The sequence below is a fragment of the Polaromonas sp. P1_G1 genome (assembly GCF_056405595.1).
Genome location: NZ_JBFUBU010000033.1, coordinates 20,400 through 32,539, shown reverse-complemented (window position 1 = coordinate 32,539; position 12,140 = coordinate 20,400). Strand labels below are relative to the sequence as shown.

The following is a 12,140-nucleotide window of genomic DNA, read 5'->3' as shown; positions in this document are numbered from 1 at the left end:
CGTCGCTACTCCTTGCGAGGTGTAGCGCTCTTGCGCATCGTGCCGGCGTCCCGGCTCAGAAAAAGGTCTTAACGAACTCGGTGCCGACGGGCTCGTACTTCATGTACAGAGCCATCTTGTCGGCCTTGTTGGCCGTCTTCGAGGTGAACCGCACCTCACGGACTCCCACCACGTTGACCACCGCGTTCTCCACAAATTGCCACAGCTTGACCGCCAGAAGCCCGCCACGGTGCGCAGGCAACAAATACAGTGTGTCTTCCTTGCAAACCAGCGTCTGGGTGTGGCTGCTCGGGTAAATCTTCACCCGCATGTTGCCCACCAGCTCCCCCGTCACTTCGTCCCTGGCCGTGAACTGGATCAGCCGGCCCCCGCGCTCCGCCTCTGTCATACCCTCGTAGTCAGGGTCCATCGGGATGCCGGCCCGGTACTTTTCAGTCTCCGCATAGTGCGCATCATGAAGCGCATGCAGCTCGGGAATTACGGCAGCCAGCGCCTCGCATTGCAGGGTGTAGCCCTGGTACTCACAAACGCCGAACCGCTCCGGCTTCCAGCTCAGATCGGGGAACAGAGCATTCACGAGGTCTAGCGCGGTCTCCCGGTTGATGGTCGCCCCCAGCCGTGCGGCAAGGGCATGAATGAGCTGTTGGCGCATCGTCAGAGGGTAGCCATCCACAGACCAAAATAAAAGGGGGGTCAGCCGCGTTCCAGGCGCTCACGCTGCGCATTCACCTGCTCAATTACCTCGGCCAGGGTGGCGGTGCTGGGGAGGGTTTTAAGCTTCGGCGCATTGACGTGCTGCCCAGTCATCCAGTCCAGGTTCTGCTTGACCACCTCGGCGAAGCGGTCCACGGCCGGCAGGCCGCTTTGGACCTGCGGCACCGCTGCGGCCTTGGTCTTCCCGCTCATTGCGACACCTGCCCGAGTTCTTTTTCGGACTGGGCCATGGAAACGCTGTGCACCGGGATGGAAGAGGCAATCTCGAAGCCCTGCAGCTCGGACTTGAAGCCGTTCGGCAGACGGAAGGGTTTGCTGGACACAACCCGCTTTGTGAACACTACTTCGCCATCCACGCGAAGAGAGAACTGCACGCGCCGCGTGGTCACATCGGGAACCGGGATCAAGGCCGAACCGTTCACCGCGAAGGTGTTCACCGCGGCCGCACACAGGGCGCCGTCCACGTTGTCAGCGTCAAGGAGCAGCGCGGTGTTCGCATCGAATATCGAGGTGTTGGGCGGAACGATTTGCGAGTACTCCGCGTGCACCTGGGCCACGGTCAAGTTGACAGGCGCGCCAAACTGGTATTCCCGGCTTGCCCAGTAGCTCAGGTAGCGGTTGGTGTCGTCGCTGTCCCACTCGTAGATCCGCTGGCCCTTCGCCATGTACAGCAGGCCGCCCTCAATCGGGTTCTTGTAGATGGCGTCGATTTGCTCATCGATTTCCACAATGCTGTCTGGCTCGGCCAGGTCCAACACCATGATTTTTGAGCTGCTGTCGCCGGGTGCGTCGTGCATGGCGAAGTACTTCTGGTCGAAAAATGCCGCCTTGAAGCTTTCCGGTCGCATCAGCACCCACTCGTCCTTTCGGAAGAGGTCATTGGTCAGGTTGCGCACACCGGCCGGGCTGGCGAGATACAGCCCGTCATTCGAGGCGTACAGGCAGGCGCCGCCCACGTCGCGCGCGCTCAGCTTGGACACGCACGGCGCCTCCGTGGGCAGGTCGGCCATGCTCACGGCCTCGGGCACGGTCGCAGTCGCAACGATGGGCTTGCCGTCTGTCAGCAGGATCACAGAGTTTCCGGCGGCACAGGTTGCCACGCCGACGCCGGCGAACGCATAGCGGTTGCCAATCGGCCACGAATAAGGCTTGTACTGCTCGCTGAAGCAGAGCTGGTTGCCGGCAATGCCGGAAATGGAGCCGTTCGCCAGCGCAACAATGCTGTGCAGATTCTTGGGAGGCGTGAAGCTGTCAATGGTCGGGATGGCCTCGCCCAGCGCGGTGCTTGCCACCGTGTCGCTGTACGTGGTGTTCGCCACTGGAATTTCCGCGACACGCTTGTAATCCAGGTTCGTGCCCACCGTGCGGTAGATGACTTTCGTCATGCCGACGATGTTGTGCGGCGCCACGCGCGTCCAGGTGTCCACGGCCGCAATGTAGACCTGCGGAGTGTCCAGCGCCACCTTGACCTTGTTCGTGCCGGCGTTCACTTCCAGAAGCGCGCGCTTGCCGTTCAAGTCGGTCATGCCAGCGACCCCGGCGAAGACCACCTCTTCGAAGGCCTGCAGGCCGCGCACGGTGTCCAATGTCACCTCAACAACACCGGTTGCCACGGTCACGGCCGCGCTGATAGTGCCGCTGTTCGGCGGCGCGGTCTGGAGGGCCGACAGATCCCAACTGCCGCTGATGTTGCCGGACAGGGTAACGGCTGGGCTTGGGGCGGATTCCTCACCCAGCGCTGTCTTGAAGGTGTAGACGTAAGAGCGGATCTCTACAGGCGCCGCGCCGCCCGTAACGACCAGCGCAGGCGCCACGCTTGGCCCAACCACGCCCAACACATACCAGGCGTTTGGATAGGGGCCAGGGCCGCCGATTGCCAGCGCCGCGGTGGACATGCGCGGCTCACCGTCACCCGCCCAATAGACGCGTCCCAGCGAGTCCTGCGCAGTGGGGGATTTGACGAAGTCGACAACCTTTGTTGACACCAGCCAGTCGTCCCCACCGGCGTGACGATACCGATACATTGTGCTGATGGAAGCGGCCAACGACGTGTGCACCAGGCCAAGGCCGCGTATGGGGTCGATCCGACCTGCGGTGATTTTGCAGTTCATGGCCGACTTGGCCTGGTTGGCCCCAATCAGGCGGTCGCTGATGCGCGGCACCTGACCACGAAAGGGTTTCACATTCACGGCGGTCATTAGGCGATCCGTTTGATGTAGTACAGCGCGTAGTAAGGGGGCAAATTCTTGTCGGTCCCAGAAACGCCTGCACTATTCACGGCCACCGTGCCAGTCGGGGTGCCTGCGGAGGCACCAGCAACCGTCACGCCGGTGCCCACGTGGCTGGTATTGATGGAGCCCGACTGGACCAACACCGCTGACACGTTGGGAAATGCGCCGTAGGTGTCGTACACGCCCGGCAATGTGTGGGAGTGACCGGGGTCATTGATCGCGTGGCCGTGCGCACCCAGCGCATCGCCCGTAAAGGCGGCCGTGTGGGTGTGCGAGACAACCACCGCGTCCTTGGAGCCGCCGGTGGTCCCTTTGGCGTAGGTTGGCCCTGCGCCAATGACGAACTTGTCGGTCATGTTCGGCGTGCCGTTGTTGCCATCGCAAACAACCCACTGCCCGGGCAAGTCCCCGAGAACGCCGTCATACAGAATAATGCCGCCGACTGGGGCAAGGAGCGGCGTCAATGCCGCCAGCAAGGCCACGGGAGCGGCGATTGCCGCTTCAACGTCCTCGGCGGTGATGCGCAGCTCAACGACAGAGCCCGCAGCGAACGCCCGCGGCGTGGTTCCTTGCTGGCCGCGCTGCAGCACGGACATCACACCGCTACCCGAGTTCCGAACGCCGACCTTCACGATTTCAATGTTGCCGCTGTTGTCCTGGATGGTCGCGTTGTACCAATCGAGCGGCGTAAGCCAGTTGGTGGTCGTGGCAACAGGGAAGGTGTCAGCCTTCGCGGCCTCCACGGTCAGCGAAGTGTCTAGCGCAGAGATAGACCCGAACAGCAAGGCCCGAGCGTTGTTTTTGATCTTCTGGCCCATGGTGACTCCTTATTGTTTTGGTGCAGTCAGGGCGTCGTAGTCCCGCTCACACTTGAGGCCGGCCGCTCGGGCGGCTTCGGCGTAGCTGGCCAGGACGCCCGCTCGGCGATCAGCGCGTCCGGACACGTCGGCAAGCACTCCGATGGTCTGGGCGGCTGCCGCGAGGTCGCCGGCAGTGGGGGAATCGCCGAGGGTGGCGCTCCAGCGCTTGGCGGCGTCTGCGTTCTGAACGCGCAGCTCGTCAGCAGCAATGCCGTTGCGATCAGCAGCAGCACGCGCAATGGCGAGTTCTTTGTCTTGAGCATCTTGGTTCTCCTTCTGCCGTTCGAGGCGGCGTTGGGTTTCTTTGGCGTTGGCGTGGGCTTCTTCGATGACGGCATGCTGATGGGCCAGCGTCGCGTCGTCCCACTTCTTCTGAACCTCGGCGCGGCCGGCAACAACGCCTTCGTCCCGCACTGCGTCCCGCCACCACTGGTAGCCGGCGACCATCACGCCCACAAGGGCCAGCAGCAGCAATGCCTTGTGCCAGAGCTTCATGGTTGACCTCCCGCCGCTGCGCGCAGGCACCAGTTCTCTTCAAACAGGCGCCGGTTCTGCAGGCCGCGCACGTACACGCCGCCAGCGAAAGACCACGCCGGCTTGCCGTCTGGACCGTGCGACAAAGCGTGGCAGCCCTCTTCCCGCTTGCCAGCGCGGATCAAGGTGGCCGCACGGGAGCCGCATGCCCCTTTTTTGCCGACATTGATGGCGAACAGCGTGATTGCGTCGAAGCTGTTTTGGTCGAGCTTGTCCGCCGGGATGCAGGCCAGGATCGCGCGGCCGTACTCGCTGGCGGTGGCGGCGTCTACGGCGTCGCACTCGGCCTGGGTGAACTTGGTGCCGGGCTTCACGGCCCAGCTCGTGGCCCCACTGCAATAGGTAGGCAGGTTGCCGGCGAGTTTGTCCGCATAGGCGACCAGTTCCTGGCTTTCCCATTGGTGCATCGCCCCGATAAGCGCGGCGCTGCCCAAGGTCAAGCCGGCAATGGCGCGACGGACGATGGTAGGGTTGGCGTTCATAGCGGAGCCCTGTCGCTTTCTTCCTGAGCAATGCGTTCGGCCCACTCACGTGCCGTCAGCACCAGGTGGGGCTTAGGCTTGATCCAGCCCAAACGCTCGAAAAGCGGGCGCCACACCTTCTTCCAGAACCACTCCGACAGCAGGCACAGACTGAACAGCGCAGCCAATGCGGAGGCGATGTTCGGCCAGGTTGGAACAAGCAAATCGGCAATGAAAGAACCGGTGCGCGCGGCACCGTCGAGGGCTTGGGCGCCCGTGGCGGATGCAATCGCGGCAGAGGCCTTTGCAAGCGGCATGCTGATGTCTTTACTGTCCATTTGGAGACCCTTTCAATTTGATGTGGACGCCTCCTGGCGCCAGGACGTTGAGCGCGAGTGCGAGCAGCAGGCAGACTTTTCCAACGCGGCCGCCCGCCTCAATCAACCGCGGCATGCGCTGACTGAAGGTGAACTCGCCCCGCAAGGGGAAATCGGCCGTGTAGACAGCCAGCACCGTGTAATTCAGGAGCACATCGAGCACCGCAGCTACTAGCACCAGGGGCAATAGCCACCAACGCATCCAGCCGCCCGCCTCGTACTGGATGCCGGCGGCATAAAGCACCAGCATCAGCAACGGCGCGACGACAAAGAGGGTCCATAGCCAGGCGAGGTAGTTCACGGCTCGATCCCCGCTTCCAGCTTTTTTGCCGTGATCCAGGTGAACAGGTTCTTGGCGTTCCTGTAGCCCGTGTTTTCGGTGTAGGTCTGCGGCTCTGTCTTGCCCTGCGACGCCCCGAGGGCGATCATTCCGGCCATGGCTGAAAGAAGCTGCCATTCCTGGGTCAAGCCCACCTCAGCGAGGCGAGAGTTAATCTCCGCCTGGGCCGCCTCTTGAGGCGTCAGCGGTGGGACCGTTGGCCCGCCGCTTTCGGGAGCATCGGCATGTGCCTCAACAAAGTCATCAAGGAAGGCGACATCACTGAAGTGCTGCGGCGCGCCTTGGTCGTATTCGACAAAGCCGTCCGTCCCGTCCCACTGAACCGCGCGCACGCCCGGCGGGTAAATGAAGCCCACAGGATTGCGGGCGACGCCATCTATCACGATCACGTTGTCGGGGACGATGCAAGAGAGTTTCACGTCGCACCTCACAGCTTGATGATCTTGTTGACGATGTACGTGGGCTGCGTGTTCAGGTGTGCCCCGCTGCCACCCGTCGAGTTGTTCGTGATGCCAGTTGCTGACGCTCCGGTAACCATGCTGGCAATCTGGGTGATGACCGATGACCCACCACTCAGAACGCCGTAGTTCTGCATCGAGCCGGCGATGCCGTGCGCGTGTGTCGGGTCGCTGACGGCGTGGGTGTGGCTTGGCATTTCCGTCTGCGAAAGCGTGTGAGTCTGCGTGCCACCAGAAGCACCAAGGACGTTGCCAGCGAAGCCTGCAGCACCGCTGGTGATGCGGTTCGCTGCAGTGCCGCCCATGTCATCTTTGCCTGCGGCAACACGGCCGCGCAGATCCGGAAGCGTGATGGTCTTATTCAGGGCAAAGTCAGCCGCTGCGCTGGTAGTCCTGCCGCCGGACACTGGCGCCTCAGTGTTCGTCATCGAGTTGTAGAGCAGCGTGAACAAGGGCAGCGTGTCGGCATTGGCACGTTCCGTTGCGCCCGAGGCGGCATTGCCAATCGTCTTGCCCGCACCCATCACAAAACCTGCCCGCGCGGTGGTTGCGAACGTGTCCACCATGTCGCCCGTGGCGTAGGTGGCGGTAAGCAGGTCGGTGATTTGCTTCTGGAGCTTGCCCAGTGCGGACAGCACGGTGTCAGCAGCCGTGATGGCCGTGCCAGTGGCAAAGGAAATGCCGGTAAGCGTCGCAGCGCGAACTTCGGCAAAGAAGTCTGCCCACGTGACGGCGCCAGCGAGAACCTTCAGGAAGTACCCATTCGTGCCGATGGCAAGCCGCGTCGGCACGCCGAGGGCGCCGCCCACGGTCAGGTCGCCGGCGGTGGTCATCGGGTTGGCATAGGCGTCCGTGATGCCGTAGCCGACGATGGTCGTTGGCTTGCCGGTGATAGCGGCCCAGGCGTTGCTACCTGCAGCGCCGGTGTCGCCGCGCGGGATGGAGATATTGAAGATTGCAGCGTTGGCCGTGCCCACGTTCGTGAAGGTGACGGCAGAGCCCGGCGCACCGGTGGACACAGAGCCCACGGCAATCGTGGCGGCCAGGCCAGCATTTCCGGTATTGCCGCGCGGGATGGAGAAGTTCAGCACCGCGGCGGTCTGAGTGCCGGAATTGGTCACGATGACGTCTGAGCCTTCCGCGCCTGTCACGACGGTGCCTACGGCCACCGTGCCCGCCGGTCCTTGAGGCCCGCGCGCCTGCACCTCCACGACTTTCGGCGCGGGAGGGTCTTGGACCACGACAACGGTAGGCTCTTCGACGGTAATCACCGCGTGACCTCCTTGACGAAGTCCACCTCGTCGGCCAGTACCTTGCTGACCACCCCGGAGGGCGAGATAAGCTCGAGGTCATAAACCCCGCGCACGGCGTTGATTGCGGCTGTTTCGGCAGCGGTCAGCAGCAGGTCTATCGTGCCCGTCGAGCCGCCGAGGGTGATACCGCCGTTCTCGCTGGTCATGTTCGCCAGCGTGGTAGTGGCAGACAGCCGCTCGCGAATCTGCATGCGCGCGGTGTAGCCCGTCAGGTTGATGGGGGCGCGATTGGAGTCCTGCCAGATGACGCGCAGCTCGAAGGTTGCGCCCTGGTAGATGGTCAGTGCATATGCGCCTGGGGTGGTCATGTCAGGCCTTAGAAGAAGTTCGCAACCACGCGCCGAGGCACGCGGCTGAATGATTTCTCGACCGCCCGGGTCGCGCGCGCAATGCGCGTGTCGAAGTCGGCGCGGTGCGTGCCCGCCAGGCCGGCATCGGTATAGGGCTTCTTGGGGCTCAACATCAGCCGGGCCTTTGCGCCGGCACAGATGTCTTCCTCATACTGGTCAAACAGGGCATCGGGCACGCCGGCGCCCTTCTTGGACGGCTGCAGGGCGATCCAGGTGCGAATCGCCAGGCCGGCGGCGCGCTGGGGCAGGACGAAGAAGGAGCGCAGATCGATGGTTACGATGCCGCTGCGGCACGCCGGCGCGGTCTGCCAGTCCAGTGGCAGGTCGTTCTGGGCCAGGATATGCAGGTCGTTGCCTGCCAAGGTTGCGCCCAGCAGCTTCACCACGCTCTCGGTGGTTGCGACGTCAAAGTCGTATTCGATGCTGGCTGCGCTGGTGTCCTGCGGCCCGCGCCACTCATTCCAGGCCAAGGTCTTGCTGCAGAACTCGCGCGCAGCGTGGCGCAGTGCGACGTTTGCCATGCTCGGCGTGCAGCCGGGCAGATCCGGCAGCAGCGTGTCGTAGAACTCGGCCCAGGCCTTCATAGCTGACCTCCGGCAAGGGCGAAGAAGGCGCCGACACGCTCCGTGTCCTCCGTGTCGGTGGTCATGGCGCGCGCAGTGAGGTAATCGGCCAGCGCCTGGTCGACGTGGTCCGGCGTGGGTAGGATGTCGCCCAGTGCCAGATCGACGTTGGCGGTGGACAGGGACCCGATAAAGAGGTCGGCCCGGCTCCGCTTGAGCAGGCGCAGGCCTGCGTTCAGGAAGCGCAGGAAGTCCGTGTCCTTATAACGATCCTTGTCGGCATCGTTCATCGGGACACGGGCAAGGTCGATGACTTCCTGCGCCGTGGTCACGGGATTTACTCCGCAGCGAAGGCTTCAAAGAGCGTCTGGCGGACCTTTTCATCCGACCAGGTGTGGTGCAGGCGCACGTCGTTGGTCTTCGCGAACTCCTTCAGCGCGTCGCGGTCCATGGCGCCCAGGTCGATGTCGTCTTCCGGCTTCTCGCCCTTGAGCAGGAAAGGCTTCTCGCCAGTGCCGGCGCCATCGCCGCTACCTGCGCCATCGCCACCGGTCTTCGGGCCTGCAGCGGCGGCAGTAGCAGCAGCTTGTTCGGCCGCGGTAGGAGCCTTGGGCGCTGGGGTCTTGACGGCCTTTTCAGCGACCTTCCCGCCCTGGTAGGCGCGGTAGCCTTCTGGGATGGCCAGCAGCACGTCGATGTCGTCCTGGTCGGCAACTTCGGCAACCACGTCGCCGGCGTCATTGACCTTGAATTCGATATTGGTTTTGCCGGTATGGACTGGCGTGGCGTCCTTGCGGCGGTAGGCGTGAATCAGCATCTTGCATTCCTTGGTTGGGGGAGAAAGCAGGGCCGCACAAGGCGGCCCTACGCAATGCCCTCTAAGGCGGCGGAGCCGGCTTAGCTGACGAGGTGCAGCAGGACCAGGATGGTCTTGCCCGCCAGCGCAGCGGTGGCCGCGATGGTCGTGGTCTTGAGCGAAATCACGCGCTCAGCGGTGTAGCCCGCGTCCTGTGGCGCGACGGCCGTGGTGCAACGGGATGCGCTGCCGTTGGCGGTGCGACCGAAGGTCAGACCAGCTTCGTAGACCGTAGCCAGGTCAGTGCCGCCAGCGTTCTCGACACCGATGGAGTGAGCCAGAGCTGGCGCACCGTTGGAGTCGAGCTGCGGGGCAAAGATGTCGAAGTCCACCACGCGGATACCGGCGGGCACCTTGAGCAGGGCCAACAGGTCGCCAGCGGCCAGGGCTGCCGGCAGGACCATGAACACGGGCACTTTCGTGACCAGTGCGCCATTGGGCTGCGGCAGATTGCGCTTGCCCGTCATGTAATCGGAAAGGGTACGTGCCATTTTTGGCTCCTTGAAAGATTGGGACTGTTGGTGCTTGGAAGGAGTGCGCCCGGCCGGAGCCAGGCGCTACTCATCAGGCATTCGGGTCGACCGCGTAGGTGTCCATGGCGATCACGCCGAAGTCGCGGATAACGGCGTCGTCCTTGGACTTGTAGGTCGCCTTCTTCACACCCATGATCGAGTGCGTACCGATGGCGACGCTGTTGCCGTGATCCTTCTCTTCTTCGGTCCACGAGAAGCGGGTTTCACCGTCACCGGAGCCGTAGGCCACGAAGGCGGCCTGGGAGCCCAGGAACAGGGCGCGGCGGGCTGGCAGGTTGGTGCCGGCGCCGTAATCGCTGAAGCCGATCACGTTGCGGTGCTTGTGCAGCACGACATCGGCGTACATGCCGCCGTTGTTGTCGAAGAGCGGGCTCTTGCGACCTTCGGCAGCGGCAGCGGCCTTCTGAATGTCCAGCCACTGGCCGGTGTTCGTGTTCGACTTCATCGCGTCGTACTGGTACGTGTGCATCAGCGCGACGTAGTGGCTGCCACCGTCGATGTCGATGGGCAACATCGAAAGCTCGTCGGTACCGTCACCGCCCATGGTCTCGGCCTTTGCCACAGCCTTGTCGATCAGGCGCAGGTTCATGCCGTCAGCGGCCGTGACGGTCGCCTTGCTGGTTGCCGTGCCGCCGTACATGATGTGCATGGAGTCGGGCGCCGTCAGCGGGTTGACGCTGAAGAAGGCGTTGTTGGCAGACCAGACATAGCCGGTGCCCGTGCCGCGCGTGCCGGACAGGTAGATGAAATACAGCTCGTCCATCAGGCGCTTCCACCAGTCGGTAGACACGCGCTTGGCGTCCTGGCGCAAGTTGCGCAGGGTGCGCTTCTTGGTCATGCGGGAGCCCAGATCAGCACCGCCGCGCACCTGGTCGATCCGCAGGCGGTCGGTGTAGTACTTCAGGGGTTGCTCTTTGCCGTCGAGGGTTTCTTCCCCGACAACCGGCTCCATGTTCATCGGCATGAGCAGGTCAACGGTCACTTCATCACCGGCGCCCTGTTCAAGGTCATCGATGCGCTGGATGGGGAGGCGGGATTCCTTGCCCTCGCCGGTCATCTTGCGGGCGAAGTAACTCGCCTTGTTGACGGCCACCGACAGCATGGTGGCCCACTTTTTGACCGTCTGGCGGTCGTTTACACCAATCAAGGTACGCATATCGCACTCCTTCAATCAAGTTGAAAAAGCGCTCTTGCGCATATGACCGGTTTGCCCCGGTGGCAGGCCTAATGGCCCATTTAAGAACTCCGAGGGTAAGTAAACGCAAATGCGAAAACAAGTACCCTCGAATTTCTATCTCGTTGGCGCAACAGTCACCGTGTCCTCGGGCTTGGCCGGAGCCTCGCCCGGCTTGGTGACCACCACGTCGGAACTCAGCTCAAAGCGGATGCGGGCCGACGATCTACCAGTCCGCTCTTCCAGCCGCACGACGATGCGGCCGTTGTCGAACGTGATGGTCTCGCTGACCTTCATATTTCGCGTGAGGACACGGGTGTTGCTCATGCCAGGTACCGGTCCTGCTGCTCAGGCGTCATCCTGGCAATGGCTTTCTCCAGCGCGGCGCCCTTCAAGCTTGCCAGGTGCGCAAACTCGTCGCCGCCGCCGTCAGCGCCGGCCGCAATCGGCGCTTTGCTCAGGCCCGGCGGGATGGCGCTCAGGTCCGGCGCCTTCCCTGCCCTGCTGTTGGGTGCTGCCGGCTTCGTGCCCGACTTGCCCTCGCCGGCTGCCGGGCTGGCCGTGCCGTGGCGGCGCTTCATGGTGTCCAGGGCCTGGCCCAGCGCCCACTTGGAGGCCTTGAGCCCGTCATCGGTCATGCCCGCTTCCGTGGCTTCGGCACCGAACACGCGGATCAGGCGGTCCAGCTCCTTCATTTTGGCCTCGTCCTTCGAATAATCGATGCCATCGGAAGCCGCGGCCTTGAGCGCGGTCGATACCTCGGCCTTCCAGGCCTTGTTGATATTGGCCGTGGTCAGCGTGTTGGTCACGTTGTCCGTGATGCGGGCTTCAAGGAGCTTTTGCAGCTCACCGTCCACCTCTTTCTCCACCTTTTTGTACTCAGCGGCGTCAATCTCACCTTCCATGAGCTTGGCGAAGGCCTCGTCCTTGCGCGTGTTGAGCAGTTCACGCTGCTTTTCAGCATCCGCCGGCGTCTGAGGCGTAAAGGTCACGCCCGTATCGACGCCCGGATCGTCGTCTTCTGGGGTTTCCTTGGCCTTTCCTTTGTCGGCGCCCTTGTCATCGGGCTTTGCCTTGTCGCCGCCTTTGTCTTTCTCGCCGTCAGCATCGCCCGCGGCGGCACCGTCGTCACCATCGGCCCCCTCTTTTCCCTTGCCTTTGTCGCCATCCGCGCCCTCGCCGCCTTCACCGCCGGCGTCGGCATCAGAGCCGTCATTTCCTTCTTCGCCGTCGCCACCGGCCAGGGCGGTCAGCTCATCTTCGCTGCCGTCCCCGTCGTTGTCGTCGTCGCCTTCGAGAATCGCGCGCTCCGCCGCGCTCAGCCCGACCAGATCCTCTTCCGTAAAGCCTTTAAGCATCTTGCTCTCCTGTAGTTG

At 63.3% G+C, this 12,140-nt stretch carries 18 protein-coding genes; all 18 read right to left on the bottom strand.

The genetic code is table 11. From position 1 onward, the window contains the following. Nucleotides 1–55: 55 nt before the first annotated feature. The 18 genes from AC1D1Y_RS17315 to AC1D1Y_RS17230 all read right to left on the bottom strand — a co-directional run bounded on the left by AC1D1Y_RS17315 (nt 56) and on the right by AC1D1Y_RS17230 (nt 12,122). Nucleotides 56–652 (bottom strand): GNAT family N-acetyltransferase, encoded by a 597-nt coding sequence (locus tag AC1D1Y_RS17315; protein ID WP_477683406.1) that lies wholly within the window; start codon nt 650–652, stop codon nt 56–58. A 41-nt stretch (nt 653–693) separates the two neighbouring features. Further along, nucleotides 694–906 carry a hypothetical protein gene (locus AC1D1Y_RS17310; protein ID WP_477683405.1) on the bottom strand — a complete coding sequence of 71 codons (213 nt, stop codon included), beginning with the start codon at nt 904–906 and terminating at the stop codon, nt 694–696. Then, complete coding sequence (locus tag AC1D1Y_RS17305) at nt 903–2,912, bottom strand: hypothetical protein (RefSeq protein ID WP_477683404.1); 2,010 nt, start codon at nt 2,910–2,912, stop codon at nt 903–905. Before AC1D1Y_RS17305 ends, AC1D1Y_RS17310 begins: the two co-directional genes overlap by 4 nt. Beyond that, a complete protein-coding gene (locus AC1D1Y_RS17300) occupies nt 2,912–3,763 on the bottom strand; it encodes a hypothetical protein (RefSeq protein WP_477683403.1) in 852 nt (283 codons plus the stop codon). Before AC1D1Y_RS17300 ends, AC1D1Y_RS17305 begins: the two co-directional genes overlap by 1 nt. Before the next feature lie 9 nt (nt 3,764–3,772). Next, nucleotides 3,773–4,300 (bottom strand): DUF2514 family protein, encoded by a 528-nt coding sequence (locus tag AC1D1Y_RS17295; protein WP_477683402.1) that lies wholly within the window; start codon nt 4,298–4,300, stop codon nt 3,773–3,775. Next, nucleotides 4,297–4,821: a lysozyme gene (locus AC1D1Y_RS17290; RefSeq protein ID WP_477683401.1), complete on the bottom strand. Its 525-nt coding sequence runs from the start codon at nt 4,819–4,821 to the stop codon at nt 4,297–4,299. Before AC1D1Y_RS17290 ends, AC1D1Y_RS17295 begins: the two co-directional genes overlap by 4 nt. Next, nucleotides 4,818–5,138, bottom strand: coding sequence for a hypothetical protein (locus tag AC1D1Y_RS17285; RefSeq protein ID WP_477683400.1), 321 nt, complete (start codon nt 5,136–5,138; stop codon nt 4,818–4,820). Before AC1D1Y_RS17285 ends, AC1D1Y_RS17290 begins: the two co-directional genes overlap by 4 nt. Then, nucleotides 5,128–5,478, bottom strand: coding sequence for a hypothetical protein (locus AC1D1Y_RS17280; protein WP_477683399.1), 351 nt, complete (start codon nt 5,476–5,478; stop codon nt 5,128–5,130). The genes AC1D1Y_RS17285 and AC1D1Y_RS17280 overlap by 11 nt, the downstream gene beginning before the upstream one ends. Then, on the bottom strand, nt 5,475–5,936 hold the full coding sequence (locus AC1D1Y_RS17275) for a hypothetical protein (protein ID WP_477683398.1): 462 nt from the start codon (nt 5,934–5,936) through the stop codon (nt 5,475–5,477). The genes AC1D1Y_RS17280 and AC1D1Y_RS17275 overlap by 4 nt, the downstream gene beginning before the upstream one ends. Nucleotides 5,937–5,944: 8 nt before the next feature. Further along, nucleotides 5,945–7,246 carry a hypothetical protein gene (locus AC1D1Y_RS17270; protein WP_477683397.1) on the bottom strand — a complete coding sequence of 434 codons (1,302 nt, stop codon included), beginning with the start codon at nt 7,244–7,246 and terminating at the stop codon, nt 5,945–5,947. Continuing rightward, on the bottom strand, nt 7,243–7,596 hold the full coding sequence (locus AC1D1Y_RS17265) for a hypothetical protein (RefSeq protein ID WP_477683396.1): 354 nt from the start codon (nt 7,594–7,596) through the stop codon (nt 7,243–7,245). Before AC1D1Y_RS17265 ends, AC1D1Y_RS17270 begins: the two co-directional genes overlap by 4 nt. Before the next feature lie 8 nt (nt 7,597–7,604). Next, complete coding sequence (locus tag AC1D1Y_RS17260) at nt 7,605–8,222, bottom strand: hypothetical protein (protein ID WP_477683395.1); 618 nt, start codon at nt 8,220–8,222, stop codon at nt 7,605–7,607. Continuing rightward, nucleotides 8,219–8,533 carry a hypothetical protein gene (locus AC1D1Y_RS17255; RefSeq protein ID WP_477683394.1) on the bottom strand — a complete coding sequence of 105 codons (315 nt, stop codon included), beginning with the start codon at nt 8,531–8,533 and terminating at the stop codon, nt 8,219–8,221. The genes AC1D1Y_RS17260 and AC1D1Y_RS17255 overlap by 4 nt, the downstream gene beginning before the upstream one ends. Before the next feature lie 5 nt (nt 8,534–8,538). Further along, a complete protein-coding gene (locus AC1D1Y_RS17250; RefSeq protein WP_477683393.1) occupies nt 8,539–9,018 on the bottom strand; it encodes a hypothetical protein in 480 nt (159 codons plus the stop codon). A gap of 80 nt (nt 9,019–9,098) precedes the next feature. Further along, complete coding sequence (locus AC1D1Y_RS17245) at nt 9,099–9,548, bottom strand: hypothetical protein (RefSeq protein ID WP_477683392.1); 450 nt, start codon at nt 9,546–9,548, stop codon at nt 9,099–9,101. Nucleotides 9,549–9,621: 73 nt separating this feature from the next. Then, nucleotides 9,622–10,746, bottom strand: a complete 1,125-nt coding sequence (locus AC1D1Y_RS17240; RefSeq protein ID WP_477683391.1) for a N4-gp56 family major capsid protein — start codon at nt 10,744–10,746, stop codon at nt 9,622–9,624. 135 nt (nt 10,747–10,881) lie between these two features. After that, entirely contained in the window at nt 10,882–11,091 is a 210-nt protein-coding gene (locus AC1D1Y_RS17235) for a hypothetical protein (protein ID WP_477683390.1), read from the bottom strand. Beyond that, nucleotides 11,088–12,122 (bottom strand): hypothetical protein, encoded by a 1,035-nt coding sequence (locus tag AC1D1Y_RS17230; protein ID WP_477683389.1) that lies wholly within the window; start codon nt 12,120–12,122, stop codon nt 11,088–11,090. Before AC1D1Y_RS17230 ends, AC1D1Y_RS17235 begins: the two co-directional genes overlap by 4 nt. Nucleotides 12,123–12,140 lie beyond the last annotated feature (18 nt).